22 protein-coding genes and 1 riboswitch are annotated in these 21,384 nt (G+C 34.8%); of the genes, 20 read left to right on the forward strand and 2 right to left on the reverse strand.

The window, feature by feature from the left end:
• The first annotated feature begins 81 nt into the window (after nt 1-81).
• The 11 genes from ACUXVC_RS07445 to ACUXVC_RS07495 all read left to right on the forward strand — a co-directional run bounded on the left by ACUXVC_RS07445 (nt 82) and on the right by ACUXVC_RS07495 (nt 11,097).
• Nucleotides 82-1,206: a D-alanyl-D-alanine carboxypeptidase family protein gene (locus ACUXVC_RS07445; RefSeq protein WP_001252626.1), complete on the forward strand. Its 1,125-nt coding sequence runs from the start codon at nt 82-84 to the stop codon at nt 1,204-1,206.
• Nucleotides 1,199-1,795: a spore maturation protein SpmA gene (gene spmA / locus ACUXVC_RS07450; RefSeq protein ID WP_000247810.1), complete on the forward strand. Its 597-nt coding sequence runs from the start codon at nt 1,199-1,201 to the stop codon at nt 1,793-1,795. The genes ACUXVC_RS07445 and spmA overlap by 8 nt, the downstream gene beginning before the upstream one ends.
• Nucleotides 1,792-2,322 (forward strand): spore maturation protein SpmB, encoded by a 531-nt coding sequence (gene spmB / locus ACUXVC_RS07455; RefSeq protein WP_000029514.1) that lies wholly within the window; start codon nt 1,792-1,794, stop codon nt 2,320-2,322. Before spmA ends, spmB begins: the two co-directional genes overlap by 4 nt.
• A 289-nt stretch (nt 2,323-2,611) precedes the next feature.
• Nucleotides 2,612-3,340 carry a 23S rRNA pseudouridine(2605) synthase RluB gene (gene rluB, locus ACUXVC_RS07460; RefSeq protein WP_000440553.1) on the forward strand — a complete coding sequence of 243 codons (729 nt, stop codon included), beginning with the start codon at nt 2,612-2,614 and terminating at the stop codon, nt 3,338-3,340.
• Between the two features lie 106 nt (nt 3,341-3,446).
• Nucleotides 3,447-3,968, forward strand: a complete 522-nt coding sequence (gene resA, locus ACUXVC_RS07465) for a thiol-disulfide oxidoreductase ResA (protein WP_000742194.1) — start codon at nt 3,447-3,449, stop codon at nt 3,966-3,968.
• Between the two features lie 121 nt (nt 3,969-4,089).
• The gene (gene resB, locus ACUXVC_RS07470; protein ID WP_000910517.1) at nt 4,090-5,715 is read left to right on the forward strand and encodes a cytochrome c biogenesis protein ResB; all 1,626 of its coding nucleotides are present in this window, start codon (nt 4,090-4,092) and stop codon (nt 5,713-5,715) included.
• A gap of 14 nt (nt 5,716-5,729) precedes the next feature.
• Complete coding sequence (resC, locus tag ACUXVC_RS07475; RefSeq protein WP_000250087.1) at nt 5,730-6,887, forward strand: cytochrome c biogenesis protein ResC; 1,158 nt, start codon at nt 5,730-5,732, stop codon at nt 6,885-6,887.
• Between the two features lie 302 nt (nt 6,888-7,189).
• Nucleotides 7,190-7,906, forward strand: a complete 717-nt coding sequence (gene resD / locus ACUXVC_RS07480) for a DNA-binding response regulator ResD (RefSeq protein WP_000426861.1) — start codon at nt 7,190-7,192, stop codon at nt 7,904-7,906.
• On the forward strand, nt 7,906-9,681 hold the full coding sequence (resE, locus tag ACUXVC_RS07485; protein WP_000964683.1) for a sensor histidine kinase ResE: 1,776 nt from the start codon (nt 7,906-7,908) through the stop codon (nt 9,679-9,681). Before resD ends, resE begins: the two co-directional genes overlap by 1 nt.
• 136 nt (nt 9,682-9,817) lie before the next feature.
• A complete protein-coding gene (locus ACUXVC_RS07490; RefSeq protein WP_053564894.1) occupies nt 9,818-10,399 on the forward strand; it encodes a cob(I)yrinic acid a,c-diamide adenosyltransferase in 582 nt (193 codons plus the stop codon).
• An 83-nt stretch (nt 10,400-10,482) separates the two neighbouring features.
• On the forward strand, nt 10,483-11,097 hold the full coding sequence (locus tag ACUXVC_RS07495; RefSeq protein WP_095691163.1) for a peptidoglycan DD-metalloendopeptidase family protein: 615 nt from the start codon (nt 10,483-10,485) through the stop codon (nt 11,095-11,097).
• 153 nt (nt 11,098-11,250) lie between these two features.
• On the opposite strand, the gene ACUXVC_RS07500 is transcribed toward ACUXVC_RS07495, so the two are convergent.
• Nucleotides 11,251-11,937 carry a hypothetical protein gene (locus tag ACUXVC_RS07500; protein ID WP_000711798.1) on the reverse strand — a complete coding sequence of 229 codons (687 nt, stop codon included), beginning with the start codon at nt 11,935-11,937 and terminating at the stop codon, nt 11,251-11,253.
• A gap of 248 nt (nt 11,938-12,185) precedes the next feature.
• Nucleotides 12,186-12,325, forward strand: a riboswitch (FMN riboswitch).
• 162 nt (nt 12,326-12,487) lie between these two features.
• On the opposite strand from ACUXVC_RS07500, the gene ACUXVC_RS07505 reads away from it, so the two are divergent.
• Complete coding sequence (locus tag ACUXVC_RS07505; RefSeq protein WP_095691162.1) at nt 12,488-13,066, forward strand: ECF transporter S component; 579 nt, start codon at nt 12,488-12,490, stop codon at nt 13,064-13,066.
• 121 nt (nt 13,067-13,187) lie between these two features.
• Here the strand turns inward: ACUXVC_RS07505 and ACUXVC_RS07510 are convergent, their stop codons facing one another.
• Nucleotides 13,188-13,436: a ferredoxin gene (locus tag ACUXVC_RS07510; RefSeq protein ID WP_001151993.1), complete on the reverse strand. Its 249-nt coding sequence runs from the start codon at nt 13,434-13,436 to the stop codon at nt 13,188-13,190.
• A gap of 298 nt (nt 13,437-13,734) precedes the next feature.
• On the opposite strand from ACUXVC_RS07510, the gene ACUXVC_RS07515 reads away from it, so the two are divergent.
• The 8 genes from ACUXVC_RS07515 to gudB all read left to right on the forward strand — a co-directional run bounded on the left by ACUXVC_RS07515 (nt 13,735) and on the right by gudB (nt 21,383).
• Nucleotides 13,735-14,796: a helix-turn-helix domain-containing protein gene (locus ACUXVC_RS07515; RefSeq protein WP_446025994.1), complete on the forward strand. Its 1,062-nt coding sequence runs from the start codon at nt 13,735-13,737 to the stop codon at nt 14,794-14,796.
• Complete coding sequence (recQ, locus tag ACUXVC_RS07520; protein ID WP_000762977.1) at nt 14,786-16,315, forward strand: ATP-dependent DNA helicase RecQ; 1,530 nt, start codon at nt 14,786-14,788, stop codon at nt 16,313-16,315. The genes ACUXVC_RS07515 and recQ overlap by 11 nt, the downstream gene beginning before the upstream one ends.
• Entirely contained in the window at nt 16,315-16,878 is a 564-nt protein-coding gene (locus tag ACUXVC_RS07525) for a CPBP family intramembrane glutamic endopeptidase (RefSeq protein ID WP_001025783.1), read from the forward strand. Before recQ ends, ACUXVC_RS07525 begins: the two co-directional genes overlap by 1 nt.
• A 22-nt stretch (nt 16,879-16,900) precedes the next feature.
• Entirely contained in the window at nt 16,901-17,380 is a 480-nt protein-coding gene (locus ACUXVC_RS07530; RefSeq protein WP_001231555.1) for a LysM peptidoglycan-binding domain-containing protein, read from the forward strand.
• 67 nt (nt 17,381-17,447) lie between these two features.
• A complete protein-coding gene (locus tag ACUXVC_RS07535; RefSeq protein ID WP_000637796.1) occupies nt 17,448-18,224 on the forward strand; it encodes a metallophosphoesterase in 777 nt (258 codons plus the stop codon).
• Complete coding sequence (locus tag ACUXVC_RS07540; protein ID WP_446025995.1) at nt 18,224-19,099, forward strand: MerR family transcriptional regulator; 876 nt, start codon at nt 18,224-18,226, stop codon at nt 19,097-19,099. The genes ACUXVC_RS07535 and ACUXVC_RS07540 overlap by 1 nt, the downstream gene beginning before the upstream one ends.
• A 77-nt stretch (nt 19,100-19,176) precedes the next feature.
• Complete coding sequence (locus ACUXVC_RS07545; RefSeq protein ID WP_001235398.1) at nt 19,177-19,785, forward strand: genetic competence negative regulator; 609 nt, start codon at nt 19,177-19,179, stop codon at nt 19,783-19,785.
• 311 nt (nt 19,786-20,096) lie between these two features.
• Nucleotides 20,097-21,383, forward strand: coding sequence for an NAD-specific glutamate dehydrogenase (gudB, locus tag ACUXVC_RS07550; RefSeq protein WP_000225172.1), 1,287 nt, complete (start codon nt 20,097-20,099; stop codon nt 21,381-21,383).
• The last annotated feature ends 1 nt before the right edge of the window (nt 21,384 follow it).

Raw genomic sequence — 21,384 nt, forward strand, 5'->3', positions numbered from 1 at the left:
GCAGAAGGAAGATTTCGTTCATATTTTAAAAGGCCAAGCATACACTTGTACAAAAAGTGCCAAAAGGACGTGGGGGGAAATATGAGACGAATTTGTGTAATCATTACGCTTCTTATTATGTACGCAAGCGTTATGCCAATTCCTACATATGCAAAGATGAACAGCAATGTCAGTGCTCGAAATGCTGTATTAATGGAGCAACAGTCTGGTCGTGTATTATACGGAAAAGCAGAACATGAACCTCAAAAAATTGCTAGTATAACAAAAATTATGACTGCCTTGTTAGCTGCTGAATCAGGGAAGATGAAAGAAATGGTGTCAGTTAGCAATGAAGCGGTGAGGGTGGAAGGATCAGCAATCTATTTAAAGCCTGGACAAAAAGTGAAGTTAGAAGATTTAGTATACGGACTCATGCTTAGATCTGGTAATGACGCAGCGCAAGTAATTGCTGAAAGTGTGGGTGGGAGTATAGATGGATTCGTATATTTAATGAATGAAAAGGCGAAAGAAATTGGAATGAAAGATACTCACTTCTCAAACCCTCATGGTTTAGATGGAGATGGATCACATTATTCGTCGGCTTACGATATGGCGTTATTAACAAAGTATGCAATGGGAAACGAGTCATTTAAAAAAATCTTTGGAACAAAAACGTATAAATCCGATTCTTGGGATTACCCGTGGAAAAATAAACATAAGTTGGTAACGTCTTATTATGAATTTGCAACAGGAGGAAAAACTGGCTTTACGAAGAAAGCAGGAAGAACGCTTGTTACAACGGCATCAAAAGATGGACTAGATTTAATTGTCGTAACTTTGAGTGCTTCTAGTGATTGGGATGATCATATGAATTTGTTTGATAAAGGTTTTGAACGTTTCAAACAAACGAAAGTTTTAGGACAAGGAGCAATTGCTGAAATAAATGAAAAGAAGTATGCCAACCATGTTTATACAAAAAATAGTTTTTCCGTGCCGTTAACTGAAGAGGAAAGAAAGAACGTGTTATTAAAAGTTGAACTGGATAAAAGTATAACGCTTGAGGATGGAGTAAAGGTTGGAAAGACAGACGTTTATGTTGGCAATGAGAAAGTTGGAGAACGGAATTTATTTTATAGTAAACGGAAGTTAGTAGCTACAACGGGACTTTACTGGAATAATGTGAAAGAAATTTTTTCTTACATGATAGGTGTTGGGAACGATGGTTAATCTCGTATGGGTAGCGATGGCTGTCATTGGGATTGTATACGCCATGATAAATGGAACGATGGAAGAAGTGAATAAGGCTGTATTTGACGGAGCAAAAGATGCAGTAACGATTTGTATAGGACTTATTAGTGTTTTAGTATTTTGGCTTGGTTTAATGAAAATTGCAGAGGAAGCCGGATTGTTAAAAAAATTAGTTTCACTTTTTATGCCGATAGTAAAAAGGTTGTTTCCAGAAATACCAAAGGATCATCCGTCCATGGGATTTATTCTATCAAATATGATGGCAAACTTTTTTGGTCTAGGTAATGCAGCAACCCCTCTTGGTATTAAAGCGATGGAACAACTAAAAGAGTTAAATGGAGGAAAGGATTCGGCGAGCCGTTCTATGGTGACGTTTCTAGCATTAAATACATCAGCTATTACATTAATTCCTACGACAGTCATTTCAATTCGAATGACGTATGAATCAGCCAATCCTACTGAAATTGTTGGGGTAACATTTATTGCACAAGTACTTTCTATGATTGGAGCGATTTGGATTGACCGCTATTTTTACCGAAGAAGGAGTAGAAAGGGGCGGAAAAAATGAGTATTGTAAATACAATTTCCTTATGGGTAATCCCTTGTGTAATTGGTTTTATCCTTTTATATGGCACGATAAAGAAAGTGCCGACGTATGAATCGTTCGTTGAGGGAGGAAAAGAAGGGATTCAAATTGCAATTTCCATTTTACCGTTTATGGTTGGAATGCTTGTTTCTATTTCTATATTCCGATCTTCAGGTGCGCTAGATGCAATGATATCAGTAATGAAGCCAATGCTAGATTTAATTCATGTTCCAGCAGAAATCGTTCCATTAGCACTAATACGCCCTATTTCAGGTTCTGCTGGTCTAAGTATTACGACTGATTTAATTGCCACATATGGGCCAGACTCATTCATTGGGAGATTAGCTTCTACGATGCAAGGGAGTACAGATACGACTTTTTATATTTTAACAGTATACTTCGGAGCTGTTGGTATTAGAAAAATGGGAGATGCATTAAAAGTAGGTCTTTTTGCAGATTTAATCGGAATTATTTGCTCGATTGTCTTTGTTTCCCTATTGTTTCAGTAAAGCTATTCATTTTTTATGCTATTTCGCGTATAATACGTATACGACCACTATTAAGGTGTAGCTTAATAGTGGTTTTTTTATGTGATATTTTTGACAAAATGATGAACTTTTATTGTGAGAAATATGAAAAATATGGACAATAATAAAGGATAAAAACATGATTTGACCTTTATATGTTTAATATCATCGCTATGTTGTTTAAGTGAGACGGAGCGAATAACCGTAAAGCGTATGCGGTTGCCAAGTCTTTCTAATGTAAGGTAAGATAAATTCGAGGTGAAAAAAAGAAATGGAACGATTACAAAAAGTGATTGCGCAAGCAGGTATTGCATCGAGAAGAAAGGCTGAGGAATTAATTCAGCAAGGAAAAGTGAAAGTTAACGGAAAAATAGTGAAAGAGTTAGGAACAAAAGTAACTCCTCAAGATAAAGTAGAAGTAAATAACATCCCTCTTGAAAAAGAAGAACCTGTTTATTTTTTACTATATAAACCAACTGGTGTAATTTCAAGTGTATCAGATGATAAAGGTAGAAGTGTTGTAACAGACTTTTTCCCTGAAATTACACAACGTTTATTCCCAATCGGACGTCTAGATTATGATACGTCAGGAGTATTATTAATGACAAACGACGGGGACTTCGCAAATATATTAATGCATCCTAAATATAAAGTTGAAAAAACGTATGTTGCAAAAATAAAAGGCCCATTAACAGGTGAGAAAATTCGCATGTTAGAACGCGGTGTTGCACTAGAAGACGGTAAAACAGCACCAGCACATGTGAAAATTATTTCTTGGGACAAGCGTAAAGAAATGGCTATTGTACAATTAACAATTCATGAAGGACGTAACCGTCAAGTACGTCGTATGTTTGAAGCGTTAGACTGTAAAGTAGTGAAATTAAAACGTGAACGTTATGCTTTCTTAGAAGTAGGAAGCCTGCGACCTGGTGATGCGAGAGAATTGACACCACATGAGGTGAAACAATTACGCGCGCTTGCTTCTACAAAGCCAAGATAAGCTATAGAGTTAAAAATTCACCAGTGGAGTGCTCTGCTGGTGATTTATTCAATACAACATTTACAGAAGATAATACATAACATTTACCGAGGAGAGGAGAGGTAATATGAAGAAAAATCGCTTATTATTTCGCGTTATTATTCTACTCATTTTATGTGGTGCTGTAGGATTTACCCTTTATCAAGGATTCTTTGCTAATAAAGAGAAAATGCAAATCGGAAAAGAAGCACCTAACTTTGTTGTGACGGATTTAGAAGGGAAGAAAATTGAACTAAAAGATTTAAAGGGAAAAGGTGTATTTTTAAACTTTTGGGGTACGTGGTGTAAACCTTGTGAAAAAGAAATGCCTTATATGAATGAATTATATCCAAAGTATAAAGAAAAAGGCGTTGAAATCATAGCGTTAGATGCAGATGAAACGGATATTGCAGTAAAGAACTTTGTGAACCAATATGGTTTGAAATTCCCAGTTGCTATTGATAAAGGACAAAAGATTATAGGAACATATGGAGTAGGTCCATTACCGACAAGCTTTTTGATTGATAAAGATGGAAAAGTAGTGGAGCAAATTATAGGTGAACAAACGAAAGAACAGTTAGAAGGGTATTTAAAGAAAATTACTCCGTAATAAAGAAAGCCTTTACATAAGAGGTGCGTGTCTATAGTGCCTCTGGTTTAAAAATTCTGAGTATTGCGGTAACTCGAGGTTAGAATATACAATAGTACATATAGAGACAGGGGCGGTGAGAGTGTTGAAAGAAATTAAATGTGAATGTGGACATGTTAATCCGATAGGAACCGTTTTTTGTGAAGCTTGCGGGAAACCATTTGAAAGCAATGAAAATGCAAAACTATTGGATATGCGCTATGAGGGGAGTGCACGGAGATCTCTCACGCAAACAAAAACGATAGTCGATAAAATTTGGAGCTTTTTCTCTTCTGTAAAAGTGGGTGTATGGCTAATCGTAATAACTTTAGCTGCATCAGCGATAGGAACTATTTTTCCGCAAGAAATGTACATAACTCCAGGGATTGCACCAGCTGAATATTATAAACAAGAATACGGATTTTTAGGGCAATTATACTATCAATTAGGATTTAATAATTTATACGGTTCATGGTGGTATATGATTTTGATTGCTTCTATCGGTATTTCACTTGTGATATGTAGTTTAGACCGCGTTATTCCACTTTATAAAGCTTTAAAAAAGCAAGGCGTAAAAAGACATCCTAGCTTTTTAAAGAGACAGAGATTATATGGGACTGGTACACCGAAAGATGGTGACCTGGAAAGAGTGCAAAAGAATTTAAAGAAAAGAAACTATAACGTGAAAGTGGAAGACGGAAACGTTTTAGCAGAAAAGGGACGCTTCTCGCGTTGGGGTCCATATGTAAATCATATCGGTCTTATTATCTTTTTATTCGGTGCGATGCTTCGTTTTTTACCGAGTATGTACGTAGACGAAGCACTTTGGTTACGTGATGGTGAAACGAAAGAAATACCAGGGACGGATGGACAATACTACTTAAAAAACGAGAAATTTATAAAAGAAGTTTATGATAAAAGTAAGGACAAGGAAGTTTTTGAGGAAGCGATTGATCGTGTAGGCGATAAAATGATTGCGAAAAACTTCCAAACGAATGCTGTATTATATAAAGCTGTGGGCGAAAATATAGCAGGGCAAAAACCAAAGTTGGAAAAAGTAAAAGAAGCGGAAATTCGAGTAAATGAACCACTGAAATTTGATCAATTTGCAGTGTATCAAGTGGATTATAAAGAAAGTGAATTTAAAAGTATGTCCTTCAACTTGCAAAATAAAGAAAATAATCAAAAATGGGGACCGATTAAAGTAGATTTAACGAATCCTAAGGAAAAATATGATTTAGGAAATGGTTATTCTCTAGAACTATTAAGCTATTTTCCTGATTTTTATTTTGATGAGAATGGAAAACCAAATACAAAAACGAAATTACCGAACAATCCTGCATTTGTATTTAAAATGTTTACACCTGAAACACCAGATGGTGAAGTGAGTTTTGTTGGTATTCAGCAAAATATAGAACCTGATGGAAACAACAAATATAAAATGTCGTTTGCAGGTGTTGAAATGCAAAATGCAACAGCACTTACTGTAAGAAAAGATTTAACGCTTTGGATTCTCGGTATTGGAGGGTTTATATTTATGGTTGGTGTCATTCAAGGTATGTATTGGAATCATCGCCGTATTTGGATACAACGTGTTAATGATGAATGGTGGATTGCAGGGCATACGAATAAAAATTGGTTCGGTTTAAAGAAAGATATTGAAAGAGTAATAGAAGGTACAGCAATTCCACAGCCAAATGATAAAGTAATCGATAAAAAAATTAGTTAAGGTGGGGAAACGATATGGTGCAAATAAGTAGTAACTTTCTCTTTACCGCATTTATTTTATATTTAATTGCGACTCTATTTTTTGGTGGAGCCATTAAAGAAAAGGGTCATAAATGGGCAAATGTAGGAATAACAATTACAATTTTAGGGTTTATAGCACAAACAGTATATTTTGTTACAAGGTGGATCGCATCAGGGCATGCACCAGTTAGTAACTTTTTTGAATTCGGTACATTTTTCGGCATGATGCTTGTAGGAGCATTTATTGTAATGTATTTTATGTACCGTGTAAGTATAATTGGACTATTTGCATTACCAGTTGCGCTTTTATTAATTGCCTATGCAAGTATGTTTCCGAGGGAAATATCTCCGCTTATTCCATCTTTAAAAAGTAATTGGTTACATATTCACGTGACGACTGCAGCAGCAGGACAAGCAATTTTAGCGATTAGTTTTATTACGGGCGTTATGTATTTATTAAAAAATGTAGATCAATCAACGAGAAGTAAACGGACATTTTGGCTAGAGACGGTAGTATTTACACTTGTTTGTACAGTTGGATTTATTGGAGTAACAACGGTATTTTCTAGTATGAAATATGAAGCGAAGTTTCAATGGGTTGATAAAAATGAACAGCAACTGGAAATGAAGTACAATCTTCCGGCTTTAGTTGGACCGCATGAAGGGAAGTTACTGACAGAAAATAAATTAGAACCGGCAGTTGAAGTTCCAGCGATTGTAAATGCGAAGAAATTAAATACTGTTATTTGGTCAGTGTTAGTTGGAACATTACTTTATATTGTATTAAGACTTGTTTTACGGAAGCGAGTATCGGCAGCACTTCAGCCGTTAGTAAAGAATACGAATAGTGATTTACTAGATGAAATCGGATATCGATCTATTGCAATTGGATTCCCAGTTTTCACATTAGGAGCGTTAATTTTTGCAATGATTTGGGCTCAAATAGCGTGGACGCGTTTTTGGGGCTGGGATCCGAAAGAGGTTTGGGCACTTATAACGTGGCTCTTTTATGCTGCAGTACTACATTTACGATTATCTAAAGGGTGGCATGGAGAGAAATCAGCTTGGCTTGCAGTAATTGGTTTTGCAATTATTATGTTTAACTTTATTGTAGTAAACTTAATTATTGCCGGTTTACATTCATATGCATAGAGAAATAAAATAGGAGAGTGCATGTCACTTTCCTATTTTATTTTTGTCAACTTTTCTTCTTTTTTGAGAAAAACATGACAAAGTAGCGGTTGATTTTGTAAAATGATGTCGAGGACATTATATACTGTTCAAAAAAAATACATAGTTTTGGAAAAAAATTGAACAAAATTTATTATTCTTGTGAAGCATAATATGGGAAGTGAAACATTTAGAAGATTGCTTAAATAAACGAGAATAGCGCAACATAATAGTAAAGAAGGGTAGGTGTGAACCGCTGAAGTGAGAGTACGCAGCGGGTAGAGATGGAAAATGAATCAAGAATTTTAATTGTAGATGATGAGGATCGTATTCGTCGTTTATTGAAAATGTACTTAGAAAGAGAACAATACACAATTGAAGAAGCAGATAATGGTGATACAGCTTTAGAAATGGCGTTACAAAATGATTACGATTTAATCTTATTAGATCTTATGATGCCTGGTAAAGATGGCATTGAAGTATGTAAAGGGGTTCGTGAGAAGAAAGCGACACCAATTATTATGCTGACAGCAAAAGGTGAAGAAGTAAATAGAGTACAAGGATTTGAAGTTGGAACAGATGATTATATTGTAAAGCCATTTAGTCCACGTGAGGTCGTGCTACGTGTGAAAGCGGTATTACGTCGTGCTGTACCAACAACATTCTTTACACAAGATACAACGACAAAAGATGTTACTGTATTCCCGCACTTAACAATTGACAACGATGCACACCGTGTTACTGCAGATGGTAATGAAGTAAACTTAACGCCGAAAGAATATGAGTTACTATTATTTTTAGCGAAAGCTCCTGATAAAGTATTCGATCGTGAGCAACTGTTAAAAGAAGTATGGCAATATGAATTCTTCGGAGATTTACGTACAGTTGATACACATGTAAAGCGTTTACGTGAGAAGTTAAGCAAAAAATCACCAGATGCAGCGAAAATGATTGTTACTGTTTGGGGTGTAGGTTACAAATTTGAGGTTGTGAACGACTGATGCTTTGGAGAAGTGTAGTAGGGAAGTTATGGATGACCATATTACTTCTCGTTTCGTTTGTTCTTGGATTTGTTGCGATTTTACTTTCACAGTTTTTTAGAACGTATTATGTTGATATGAGTGAAGCTAGGCTTCAAAAAGTCGCAACAAGTGTTTCAGAGTTAATTGAAGAAGGTGCCGATGTAAAAACGATTGAGAATATCGCTTACAAATTCTCTGATCCACTTTCAAGGATTATTATTGTAGAAGATGGTAAAGAAATCTCTTCTTCACCGAAACAAGAAGGCTTAGTCACTCTTACAATGGATGACTTAAAAGAAGATAAAGAATTAGCGGCTGTGTTTACAGACAAAAAAGAAATTAAGAATAACATTAGAAAAGCCTCTAATAGTAGAAAGAATAAAAATACTGAAAATGATATTATGATTGTCGGAAAACCAGTGCAATCAAAAAATCAAAGTGCAGTGTTTGTGTACGAATCTTTACAAGTGCCGATACAAGGTATGGAAAGAACGACTGATTTTATATTCTTATCAGCAGGGATTGCGATTATATTAACAACTTTCTTTGCATTCTTCTTATCTACTCGAATTACAGCACCACTTCGTAAAATGCGTGAGGTTGCTTTTGAAGTGTCGCGTGGGAAGTTTGATGCGAAAGCTCCTATGGTATCTCAGGACGAGATTGGTGAGCTTGCAACGGCCTTAAATCAAATGGGGAAACAGTTGAAGTTTAATATGAATGCCCTGCAGCAAGAGAAAGAACAGTTAGCAAGTATTTTGAGTAGTATGGCAGATGGGGTTATTACATTAAATCAAGAAGGTGAAGTTGTAGTAATCAATCCGCCGGCTGAACATTTCTTACAAGTTTGGCAAGAAGAAAAAGAGATAGAGCTCAGTAAAAAACTGCCTTCTGAACTTGTTGAACTATTCCATCTCGTTGTAGAAAGCGAACAACAACAAGTTGTTGAAATTAATTTACAAAAAGGGAACTATGTAGTTCTTATGACGCCGCTCTACAATCAAACGAAAATTCGCGGGGCTGTAGCAGTACTGCGAGATATGACGGAAGAACGTCGTCTTGAAAAGATGCGTCAAGACTTTATTGCGAATGTATCGCATGAACTTCGTACACCGATGGTCATGCTGCAAGGGTATAGTGAAGCAATTTTAGATGATATTGTGCAAACGAAAGAAGAAATTAATGAGTTTGTTCAAATCATTTATGATGAATCCGTTCGTTTAGGTAAACTTGTAAATGAATTATTAGATTTAGCACGCATGGAAAGTGGTAATGTAGAGTTACATATAGGTGAAGTGGACATACATCCGTTTGTTGAAAAAATTGGTCGTAAATTCCAAGGGATCGCAAAGGATAAAGAAGTTGAACTAACAGTTGATTTCAAAAATCCAATTGAACAATACCCGTTTGATGCAGATCGTATGGAACAAGTATTGACGAATTTAATTGATAACGCAATACGTCATACGAACGCAGGCGGACATGTAACACTTGTAATTGATACGAAAAATAATGGTCTCATTTTTGAAGTACAAGATTCGGGCGTTGGTATTCCAGAAGAAGATATTCCATTTTTATTTGATCGTTTCTATAAAGCTGATAAAGCAAGAACACGTGGGAAAAAAGGTGGAACAGGACTCGGGCTTGCGATTGCGAAAAATATTGTTCAAGGCCATGATGGTAAAATTTCTGTATCAAGTGTTGTTGGAGAAGGAACTACATTCTCTGTCTATTTACCGAATCGTATAATTTAGATATACGTTTTTAAAGTTGATAATGAATAAAGTTCTGCTGTTTTTTATTTTTTTGTAAACTCAATTAAATAAAGAATGGTAGAACTTTTTTCTATGTTGCTCGAATAAAGAATAACAAGAGAGGTGCTGTGAAGAAATGAAATTATATACAAAAACAGGAGATAAAGGAACGACAAGTGTAATAGGTGGTAGGGTTGATAAAGATGATATCCGTGTGGAAGCGTATGGAACAATAGATGAGGCGAATTCTCATATCGGATATGCAATGACTAAACTACAAGGCGGGCCTTTCGGAGATATTTACAATGAACTTGAAACGATTCAACATGAACTATTTGATTGCGGGGGAGACTTGGCGATAGTAGGCGAGAAGATACCTTATAAAGTAAAAATTGAAATGGTCGAAAACTTAGAAAGTAGGATTGATTCGTATATAGAAGAAGCACCGCCGCTAGAGCGCTTTATTTTACCAGGTGGAAGCGAGTCGGCAGCTACTATTCATATTGCACGTACAGTTGTAAGGCGAGCAGAACGATGTATCGTGTCCTTACAAAAAGAAGGAAAAATAAATGAAGTTGTTCTAAAGTATGTAAATAGATTATCTGACTATTTATTTGCAGTAGCTAGAGTAATAAACGCTCGATTACAAGTAAAAGATGTAGAGTATAATCGCAGTGCAATCGTTTTTCGTGATAAGAAAGAGAAGGAAGTGGAGTGATTCACTTTCTTTTTTGTATACTTTTTTCTGTAATATACCAAAATAGAGAAGGTATGGTGGTAATTAGAAAACGGAGGATGTATATGAAAGTTTTAAAATACGGCGTTATGTTATTGACAGTACTGCTTTTATCTCAATTACATGTGTACGCAGAGGGAAATCAATGGGCATGGCCTGTTGAAGGACAGATAAGTGATTATTTTGGGACAAGACACGGAAAACACTACGGTATAGATATAGCGGCACCGATCGGCACGCCTGTGTCAGCTATTCAAGAAGGGAAGGTAACAAAGTCTTATTATTCAAGTAGTTATGGAAACGTTATATTTATTAAACATGGAGAATATGAGGCTGTGTATGCACATTTAAATAAGAGATATGTAGTTCAAGGGGATTATATTTCAAAAGGAGAAAAAATTGGAGAAGTAGGGAACACGGGAGAATCGCGAGGTGCACACTTACATCTAGAACTTCATCAAGGAAGATGGACGATGGCGAAAAAGAATGCGATGAACCCATTGCTTGTTTTAAGTGAACAAAGAAATGAAGTTGTTTCTTCATCATTATATGTCGTACAAAAAGGGGATACTTTAGTTAGTATTGCACGGAAATTTAGTATGACACTTAAGGAAATTAAAGAAAAAAATGGATTGCAGCAAGAGCTAATTTATCCTAATCAACAATTATATGTTAAGTAAAGGCAACGTCTCAAAAATTAAACTTTGAATATTCTTAAATAAGGTTCAATGTAAATGAAATTATATGGGCGCTTCTCCTAGAAGTATTGAGTGAATTAGAGTATCTATATTTAAAAGAAAACCGTCCCAAAATTTATTTTGGGACGGTTTCTTTTACCAAAAAATAAAGACACATATAAATCCAGAAATAGCTAAATAGCTATATAAGTAAAAAACTTTTGTTCTTGTTTTCTCTTTTGTTCGAAACAGTACGATAGTCGGTTCAATTAAACCGATTGTCAAACAAAGTAGGCCAAGAAGCATACAACCAATCGAAATAGAATACAGGGCGATTTGTGGTGCTTGAAATGGAATCATCCATTTTAATAAAAATGCAATAAGTGCAGTGTAACAAATGCTACCGATGTATTTATTCAGTGGTGTATTAGAACGAAAGCCAGGAAGTTTTTTTAAGAAAGAGCGGGAAACAACTTCTGTTTGTAAAGATGTATGCTCTTCAATAATTTTTTGAGCTTCTTTTCCTTTTTGAAAAAGAGATAAGATCCAATTTCGCTCACCCTGAAAAATAAATTGAGAAGTTGTCAAATAGTGATCAATCTTCACTTTACTCCAACTCTTCCACGGATGACGCTCACACAATTTTAATTTACTTTCTGTTTTCTTATCATACTGATAAATACTGATGCCATCTTCATCGAAAGTAGCATAGTATGTCTCGTTTGAGAATGTGCCTAAATCAATTGGGCAGTAGAAAAGTAATTCTTTTTTTAAGTAAAAGTATTCTTTTCTTAAGTTTTTTTTCATTGCTTCTCGAATAGAATGTCTCTTTTCTTTTTTCATGACATTTCCTCCATAACTCAGAAAATGTTCTTATCTTAACAATTCAATATCTTATCACTTTTAATTATATATGACTAGGTAATTCAAAAGAGAAATGCCGAATAATAAAAAATATGGATTGTATTGTAAAATATTTCGCAATTCATTTGTTGTTACGAAAAATAAATAACTAATTTTAAATAAGTTACAATTTTTTAGTTCACAATGTTATGAGGTTGTTGTATAATGAAGGGGAAAATAGAATATCGGTCTATCTTCGGGGCAGGGTGAAAATCCCGACCGGCGGTGATGAACTATTTATGATTTTGTTCTAAGCCCGCGAGCCGTTAAGGCAGGATTTGGTGTGATTCCAAAGCCGACAGTATAGTCTGGATGGGAGAAGATGGAGGTTCAAGCGTTCAAAAAAGATATGGATTTGAACGTCTGTTTGATGTGCCTTAAATTCTCCCTTTGTGTAAAACGCAAAGGGTTTTTTCGTTCTATGAAAAAATAGGCATAGCAGAACCTTTCCACTTTCCATGAGATGATCGATGGAAAAGGAGAGAGAAAGATGAAACAAAAAAACAGTGTAGTGCAGATGGTGAGTGTAGCGATGCTAAGTAGTATTGCATATTTACTAATGATGTTGGATTTCCCGTTCCCAGGGCTTCCGCCATTTTTGAAAATTGATTTTAGTGATGTACCAGCTCTAATTGCAGCAATTATCTTTGGACCATTAGCAGGAGTGATTGTAGAGGCGATAAAGAACATTTTACATTACGGGATTCAAGGAAGTTTAACAGGAGTACCAGTTGGAGAAATTGCAAACTTTATTGCAGGATGTTTATTTATTGGACCAGCAGCTTTCTTATTTAGAAAGTATCGTACTGTGAAGAGTTTAACGACAGGATTAATGCTAGGGACAATTACAATGGCACTTATTATGAGTGTATTAAACTACATCATCATATTCCCGGCTTACACTTGGTTTTTAAATTCACCGGCTATGTCTAGCGAAGCTATCAGAACAACGGTTGTAACGGCAATCTTACCATTTAATTTAATTAAAGGAATTGTTGTAACAATTGTATTTGTAGCATTATTCTCACGCCTGAAAGTATGGGTGTTTGCAAAAATGAAAAATGCATAATATATATTAAAACCATTAGTAGTGTGGAACTACTAATGGTTTTTTATTAAGGAAAATAAAATTTAGATACAAAAAACGCCCCTCATCAATATGAGGGGCGTTTTTTGAAGTTAATAAAAGACTATTCGAATTTTAAAGCGTCTCCGTCGAATGATTCGTCAGCAACTTTAATTGAGTCAGTTGGACAGCCTTCGAATGCATCCATCATATCTTCAATTAATACATCTGGAATTTCAACGATACCTTGGTTATCGTCTAATGTTACAAATGCAATACCTTCATCATCATAGTCATAAATGTCGGGTGCAGCAGCGCCACAAGCACCACATGCAATACAAGTATCTTTATCAACGATTGTATATTTTGCCATCTTTTTTCCCTCCTGATAATATGTATGTGAAAAGCTCGCCATAAAAATTATAACCTTATTGTAAAACGGTTTGTGAAACTTTTCAACATAAAATTATAATGATAATGCTTATCAATTAGAGTGTCAACTTATTTTTGAATTATGTCATAAGATTTTCAAAATACGTAAATGTGATTTCGTTTGATACAATAGAATATATACAAGTATATAGTTCTTATATGATAAGTTTAATGAGCGACAGTAGATAGTGTAATTGTACTGAAAAGAATGAAGTTAAGATTGGAAGGTGGAAGCGGTCATGCAAATACAATATACTTTGTTGCATTGTTTAAAACAATTGAATGGTGAAAGAACCGTTTCTTCTATTTATTATTTACTAAAGGGCAAACGTTCTTCGCAAACTTTACAAGATGGAAATATGTTCCGGATTTCTTTTTTATTCGGAATATATAAATCATTAAATAGAAATGACTATGATGGTGAAGTTGTAAAGTTGTTGCAAGCGGATTTTATTCAAGAAATACATGAAAATACATATGTGTTAACACCTACGGGTAAAATGCAGTTACATAAATGGGAGGAAGTTTATGCTTTTCCAGCACATTTGCATGGTTTACATTATGGTGAATTAGGTGAAACATTTTGGAAAAGATTATCATTGATTATTCAAACCATATCAAATTTACAACAGAATAATACGAAGTTTATCCCAATTCAACAAGATACAGAAATAATGATGTGGGTAAAACGTTTTCTAACAGGAAGGCCATATAAAAGAAGTGAGTTGGCGAGGAAACTATGGACGGAAGTACATAATCTTTTGGAAAAGAGTAATGCGATAGAAGCGACGATTGTAACATATCGACTAACGGGCTATGAACGTATTGGTTGTACATTGCAACAATTAGCAGAAATTACGAAACAAGATATATTCAGGGTGTATTTTTTATTTTGGGGTACAATGCATTTCTTTATACAAGAAGTTCGTGATAAAGAAAATGAATTTCCACTATTAGCTGAAATTATATCTTATCCAAATGAGAGAGCTGAATTATTTAGTTTATCCACGAAAAAAACATATAATTTTTGGAGACAAGGGCGTTCTTTAGAAGAAATAGCGACGATTCGGAATTTAAAGGTTGCAACGATAGAAGATCATTTTGTTGAAATTGCTTTGCGAGAAAAAGATTTTTCTATTGAAATGTTTATGGAAAAAGAAAAGGTAGACAAAGTAATAAGAGTAATTGAGGCATTACAAACGCGGAAGTTACGTGTTTTGAAACAAGCGGTTGGAGAAGATATCTCTTATTTTGAAGTTCGTCTTGTATTAGCGCGGATGGAGGGTGTAAATGAAACTTGAAGAATATTTATATAAGTGGTTTGGATATTCTGAATTTCGTCCAGGTCAAAAAGGAGTTATTACAGATTTATTAGAAGGAAAAGATGTGATAGCAATGCTTCCGACTGGAAGAGGGAAATCTATGTGCTATCAGTTTCCGGGGCTTATGCGAGAAGGAACAGTGCTTGTTGTATCACCGTTATTATCTTTAATGGAAGATCAAGTGACACAATTAAAGTATGTTGTGAAAAACCGAGTGATAGCATTTAATAGTTTTCGGACATTAAATGAAAAAAGAGAAGCGATGAAAAAATTATCTTCATATAAATTTATTTTTGTTTCACCAGAGATGTTACAGTCGGAGTTATTAATTAGGGAATTGAAGAAAATTCATATTTCATTATTTGTTGTTGATGAGGCTCATTGTATTTCTCAATGGGGTTATGATTTTAGACCGGACTATAAGAAACTAAATGTAGTTATTGAAAATATTGGTTCTCCTACAGTATTAGCATTGACAGCCACAGCGACAAAAGGGGTACTACAAGATATCGCAGACAGTTTAAATTTAAAGGGTGCCGCGGAACATGTATACTCTATTGACCGTCCTAATATTGCAATGGAGGTGCAATTTGTAGAGACGATAGAAGAAAAGAAAGAGGCGCTTTTGGAGCAGGTGATGTATTTACAAGGGCCGGGAATTGTATATTGTTCAAGTAGAGCGTGGACAGAAAGGTTAACGGAATACTTGAGAGGAAAAGGTGTTACTGGTGTAGCTTTTTATCATGGTGGTATGGAACATGAAGAGCGTATGTTAATTCAACAACAGTTTATGAACGATCAATTGCAGCTTGTAATATGTACAAGTGCATTTGGTATGGGGGTAAATAAGGCGAATACGCAATATATTATTCATTTTCATTATCCAACTAATATAGCTTCTTACTTACAAGAAATCGGAAGAGCTGGAAGAGATGGCGAACCGAGTATAGCTATTTTATTGTGTAGTCCGTTGGATCATGATTTACCAATTTCAATCATTGAGGATGAATTGCCAAGTAAGTCGCAAATACAATTTTTATTTTCTTTACTACAAGAAAGAATGTTTCAAACGAAAGAATTACCAATAGAAGATGTAGAAGAAATTTGTTATAATGCAGCAAGATTTAATGAGCAATATTGGCGTTTCGTTCGTTATCATCTCGAACAGGTTGGAATTATACAACAACGAAGATTATTATTAGAGAGTTTGTCAGATGAAATTATGAACCGATTAATAGCTGAAGTAGAAATAAGGTTGCGTAATAAATATAGTGAGCTAGAAAATATGAAGTCATGGATACGAGTTAAAGGATGTAGACGTGAATATGTGTTGCAACAGTTCGGTTATAGGAAAGAGAAAGAGTTAAATAATTGCTGTGATTATTGTGGTATTACAAAAGAAGATTATAAAAAAAGACGAGCGCAACAATCGGATTTCGACTATAATTGGGAAACAGAGTTACAAAAGCTTTTCGGCCTAGAAAAGATGGGGGAATGATGAACATTCAAAGGCATAATGTTGAAGATATGAGTCCGCAGGAAATAAGGCTGAATCTATATATAACACAGTTAATTATTATCGGTATTGGCTGTTTACTAGCATATATATTATTTCAAGATGTAAAAGAAGTGTTTAATTTATGGAGATGGGAACCAGTATCTATACTTATTATAGGTGGTTTGTTAGCGATTGGTATTGTGTTATTAGATTATGTTGCAATGCGAGTGTTTCCAGAGTCTTGGTTTGATGATGGTGGTATTAACGATAAGATGTTTCGAGGAATGTCGGTTCTGCATTTACTCATTATTACGTTCGTAATCGGTTTTGCAGAAGAATTTTTATTTAGAGGTGTAGTGCAGACTCATTTTGGAATTGTAATTGCGAGTTTCGTATTTGCAGTGTTACATATTCGTTATATAACAAAGCCATTTTTGTTTTGTTTCGTCTGTTTCATTAGTTTTGTCTTTGGTTATGTATTTGAATGGACAGGGAATTTGTTTATAACAATCTTTGCACACTTTCTTGTTGATTTTATAATGGGACTCCAATTAAGAAAATAAATGGAAGGTGGTGGTGAACAACATGAGGAAACGAATTCCTGATTTTGAAGAGGAATTAGAAGTTGAGCGAGTAGAAGAAAAAGAAAGTTTACCGCCGCGTAGTGAAATTCATAGAAATAAAGAGAAAAAACAAAAGTTTAAAATAAATCATATTTTCGTCCGGGTTTTAACATTTCTATTCATTCTGCTGCCGATTAGTATTTTGTGGTATACGGATAAATATATTCAGGTGAAGGGCGATAGTAATAATGCCGGGAAAAGTGCGTTTGAAGTAATCTTCTTTGATTCAGCTAAATCTGAGTCGCAGAAACAGTCTGAAAAAGCGATAACGCATACTGTGAAAGAGGGAGAAACTTTAGAAAGTATAGCGAAGCAATATTTTTCAGATGAAAATGGGGTTGAAGTAATTAAAAAGTATAATAACTTGCAAGAAGATGAAGTGAGTGCAGGTCAAGAATTAAAAATTCCGATAAAAGATAAGTCCACAAAGCAAGAGAGCTAGTGAATTAGGCGAACGCAGTTTGTTATAAAAGCCTAGGGTTATCTTTATGATGAGGGGAGTAAAAAATATGATATGGATTATATTATTCAGTACTCTCATAGGAATGGGGATTTTATTACTTCTTGTGATGTATAAAGAAGCGATGCGTAATACAGTGTTGGAACATACTTTAGTATTTAAAGAATTTCCGAAAAGTTTTCAAAAAGTAAATGTGTTTTTTATTTCTGATATTCATAGAAGAGTCATTTCGAATTTGTTAATTGAACAAGTAAAAGGAAAAGTAGATCTCGTAATTATCGGAGGAGATTTAGCAGAGAAAGGAGTCTCTTTATCAAAAATCTCTGCCAATATTCAAAAGTTAAGAGAGATAGCTCCTGTATATTTTGTGTGGGGAAACAATGATTATGAGATAGAATATCATGAATTAGATGCTTTATTATTAGAAAATAACGTAAAAGTTTTAGATAATACAAGAGTGGTATTTGAGTCTGAATTAGGCGAGAAAATTTGTTTGCTCGGTATAGATGATGTTGGATTGCACCGTGATCGTTTAGATTTGGCATTGGCGGATTGTAAAGAAGATGGTTTTCGTATCTTAGTTAGTCACAACCCTGATATAATAAAAAAGATGTCTGGAAATGAACAGATTTCACTTGTATTAAGTGGACATACGCATGGAGGACAAATCCGATTATTCCCATCTAAAAAATATTTAAAAGGTGGCGTATATAACCATTTGAATACGATTCTCTTTGTTAGTAATGGGTACGGAACAACATTGATACCACTTCGTTTCCGAGCGCCTGCTCAAACACATATTATTACATTGTGCGGAGGGAAATGATGCCAACTCTTAGTGGAAAATATAATATAAAAGCTGTTTCAAATATAATTGGAGTTCAGCCGAGTACGCTTCGCGCATGGGAAAGACGATATCAAATTATTGCCCCAAAGCGGAATCAAGCTGGGCATCGTTTATGTACAGAAGAGCATATTCAAATTTTAAAATGGTTAATGGAAAAAGTTTCTTCCGGTATGATGATTGGACAAGCAGTTCAGTTATTAGAAGAGAATCGTTTGCAGAGTACAGTTCAAAAAGAGATACATTTCGATAAAGAAGTTGTTTTAGTGGACGATTTGCTACAAGCTTTGTTAAAATTTGATGAAATTACAATTGCTGCATTATTAAACGAAGCTTTTAGTATATATTCAACAGAAAAGGTTGTTGCCAGTATCGTTCTTCGAGTGACAGACAAATTATTAACGTCAAAAAATAATAATGAGATTTCAATGGTGCAATTTCAATATGCACTATCATTTTTACAAATGCGTCTAGGGATGGTGTATCACAATGCCTCAATGTTTTCTTCTTTACACAAAGTTATTGTGTTAGAAAAGAATGCATTGAAAGGATTTATTTTTTCAACTTATTTACGCTTAAAAGGATATGAGGCGATATATATTAGGACAAGCTTAGCTGAAGATGGTATGTTGTCAGCGGTAGAGGAAATACAGCCGAAATATGTATTTGTATCTTTTGCTGACGAACTAGAAATGAAAAAGACGATGAACTTTATAAATGTATTACAAGAAAAAAGGGAATCTCTTTCTGTTGGATTTATCGGAAAGCTAGGCGTTCTAAACCAGTTGGACATTGAAACAATCTTAATTGGTGATACGAAAGAAGAATGGGATGAATGGTTAAAAATGTCGGAATAGTTGTTCGAAAAGAACCATCTATTTTCTATTTCATATAATAAAAATTAGATGCATTGGTTACGTAGGGAGGGTATGAGATGAGGCTGGAACGATTAAATTACAATAAGATAAAAATTTTTCTAACATTTGATGATTTATCTGAAAGAGGATTAACGAAAGAAGATTTATGGAGAAATGCGCCGAAAGTACAGCAATTATTTCGTGATATGATGCAAGAAGCAAATAAGGAATTAGGATTTGAAGCAGATGGTCCGATTGCAGTTGAAGTGTTTTCTCTACAAGCACAAGGGATGGTTGTAATTGTAACGAAAGAAAATCAAGAAATGGATACGGATGATGAGTTCCGTGACGAGTTTATTGAAATGCAAGTGACTCTAGATGAAAGTGAACATATATTATATGAGTTTGCTACGCTAGATGACATAATTAACCTGTCGAATCGCTTATATAACCTTGGTGTAACTGGCGGAAAGCTATATACGTGGGATGAGCGCTTCTATCTTTGGGTGGAAGAAGAGGAACAAATTCAATTGTTAAAAGCGGATTTTATAGCTATTTTAGCGGAATACGGCAATCCGTCTACAGCAACTATTTATCGCATCATGGAGTACGGTAAAGAATTAATGGATTTTAACGCGATAGAACAAATACACAATTACTTTGTGAAAAAACAAAACCTCAGCTAATACAACATAGCTGAGGTTTTGTTTTTATTTGGATAAGGGAAGGGATGATAGTAAATACGCGAACATACTTTTTGAAAATAAAATATGCAGTTTTATGGGAGCGTCGCTGAGGAAAATAAAAAATATTTAAATATTTAAGTATTTTACTTTTCTAAAAGTAATAAAAGGACTATAATAATAGTGAAAACGCTTGCAACAGAAAATAGTTTGTATATATTTGTTAGCGTTTTCTATTGCATTCCAAATTTAAGGGTGTATACTAGGCAATGAAGGTTTACTAAACAAGTGAAATTACAGGGGGTTTACTTACTATGGTAGCCGAAAAGGGAACTCAAACAAAAACACAACAACAAAGGGAACAACATTTTGAACTATTGAATTCAACACAAATTGTTATTAGTGAAGCGTTAGAAAAATTGGGTTATCCAAACGAAGTATATGAATTATTAAAAGAACCAATTCGTATGATGACAGTGAAAATACCAGTTCGTATGGATGACGGGACTGTTAAAATATTTACAGGATATCGTGCACAACATAATGATGCTGTTGGTCCAACGAAAGGTGGAATTCGCTTCCATCCGAATGTAACAGAAAATGAAGTGAAAGCACTTTCAATCTGGATGAGTTTAAAATGTGGTATTGTTGATTTACCATATGGTGGAGGTAAGGGTGGAATTATCTGTGATCCACGTGAAATGTCATTCCGTGAGTTAGAAAGATTAAGCCGCGGTTATGTACGAGCAATTAGCCAAATCGTAGGTCCGACGAAAGATATTCCAGCTCCAGATGTATTCACAAACTCTCAAATTATGGCATGGATGATGGATGAGTATAGCCGTATTGATGAATTTAATTCACCAGGATTTATTACAGGTAAACCGCTTGTATTAGGTGGATCACATGGACGTGAAACAGCAACTGCGAAAGGTGTAACAATTTGTATTCGCGAAGCTGCGAAAAAACGTGGCATTGATATTAAGGGTGCACGCGTTGTTGTTCAAGGGTTCGGTAATGCTGGTAGCTTCTTAGCTAAATTTATGCATGATGCAGGTGCGAAAGTTATTGCAATCTCAGATGCTTACGGCGCTTTACATGATCCAAACGGATTAGATATTGATTATTTATTAGACCGTCGTGATAGCTTCGGTACAGTAACAAAGCTATTTAACAATACAATTTCAAACAAAGAATTGTTAGAGCTTGATTGCGATATTTTAGTTCCAGCTGCAATTGAGAACCAAATTACAGAAGAAAATGCTAATGATATTAAAGCGAAAATCGTTGTTGAAGCTGCAAATGGTCCAACAACATTAGAAGCGACTAAAATTTTAACAGATCGCGGAATTTTACTTGTTCCAGACGTATTAGCAAGTGCTGGTGGTGTAACGGTATCTTACTTTGAGTGGGTACAAAATAACCAAGGTTACTACTGGACTGAAGAAGAAGTAGAACAACGTTTAGAAAAAGTAATGGTAAAATCATTTGATTCTATTTATGAAACAGCACAAGTTCGTAAAGTGAACATGCGCTTAGCGGCGTACATGATTGGTGTTCGTAAAATGGCTGAAGCAAGCCGCTTCAGAGGTTGGGTATAAA

It is taken from the genome of Bacillus sp. N6 (assembly GCF_052805735.1).

Excerpts from the sequence above, each read along its gene's own strand:
- ACUXVC_RS07445 (WP_001252626.1), top strand. The coding sequence starts at position 82 with ATGAGACGAATTTGTGTAATCATTACGCTTCTTATTATGTACGCAAGC.
- spmA (WP_000247810.1), top strand. The coding sequence starts at position 1,199 with ATGGTTAATCTCGTATGGGTAGCGATGGCTGTCATTGGGATTGTATAC.
- spmB (WP_000029514.1), top strand. The coding sequence starts at position 1,792 with ATGAGTATTGTAAATACAATTTCCTTATGGGTAATCCCTTGTGTAATT.
- rluB (WP_000440553.1), top strand. The coding sequence starts at position 2,612 with ATGGAACGATTACAAAAAGTGATTGCGCAAGCAGGTATTGCATCGAGA.
- resA (WP_000742194.1), top strand. The coding sequence starts at position 3,447 with ATGAAGAAAAATCGCTTATTATTTCGCGTTATTATTCTACTCATTTTA.
- resC (WP_000250087.1), top strand. The coding sequence starts at position 5,730 with ATGGTGCAAATAAGTAGTAACTTTCTCTTTACCGCATTTATTTTATAT.
- resD (WP_000426861.1), top strand. The coding sequence starts at position 7,190 with ATGGAAAATGAATCAAGAATTTTAATTGTAGATGATGAGGATCGTATT.
- resE (WP_000964683.1), top strand. The coding sequence starts at position 7,906 with ATGCTTTGGAGAAGTGTAGTAGGGAAGTTATGGATGACCATATTACTT.
- ACUXVC_RS07490 (WP_053564894.1), top strand. The coding sequence starts at position 9,818 with ATGAAATTATATACAAAAACAGGAGATAAAGGAACGACAAGTGTAATA.
- ACUXVC_RS07495 (WP_095691163.1), top strand. The coding sequence starts at position 10,483 with ATGAAAGTTTTAAAATACGGCGTTATGTTATTGACAGTACTGCTTTTA.
- ACUXVC_RS07500 (WP_000711798.1), bottom strand. The coding sequence starts at position 11,937 with ATGAAAAAAGAAAAGAGACATTCTATTCGAGAAGCAATGAAAAAAAAC.
- ACUXVC_RS07505 (WP_095691162.1), top strand. The coding sequence starts at position 12,488 with ATGAAACAAAAAAACAGTGTAGTGCAGATGGTGAGTGTAGCGATGCTA.
- ACUXVC_RS07510 (WP_001151993.1), bottom strand. The coding sequence starts at position 13,436 with ATGGCAAAATATACAATCGTTGATAAAGATACTTGTATTGCATGTGGT.
- ACUXVC_RS07515 (WP_446025994.1), top strand. The coding sequence starts at position 13,735 with ATGCAAATACAATATACTTTGTTGCATTGTTTAAAACAATTGAATGGT.
- recQ (WP_000762977.1), top strand. The coding sequence starts at position 14,786 with ATGAAACTTGAAGAATATTTATATAAGTGGTTTGGATATTCTGAATTT.
- ACUXVC_RS07525 (WP_001025783.1), top strand. The coding sequence starts at position 16,315 with ATGAACATTCAAAGGCATAATGTTGAAGATATGAGTCCGCAGGAAATA.
- ACUXVC_RS07530 (WP_001231555.1), top strand. The coding sequence starts at position 16,901 with ATGAGGAAACGAATTCCTGATTTTGAAGAGGAATTAGAAGTTGAGCGA.
- ACUXVC_RS07535 (WP_000637796.1), top strand. The coding sequence starts at position 17,448 with ATGATATGGATTATATTATTCAGTACTCTCATAGGAATGGGGATTTTA.
- ACUXVC_RS07540 (WP_446025995.1), top strand. The coding sequence starts at position 18,224 with ATGCCAACTCTTAGTGGAAAATATAATATAAAAGCTGTTTCAAATATA.
- ACUXVC_RS07545 (WP_001235398.1), top strand. The coding sequence starts at position 19,177 with ATGAGGCTGGAACGATTAAATTACAATAAGATAAAAATTTTTCTAACA.
- gudB (WP_000225172.1), top strand. The coding sequence starts at position 20,097 with ATGGTAGCCGAAAAGGGAACTCAAACAAAAACACAACAACAAAGGGAA.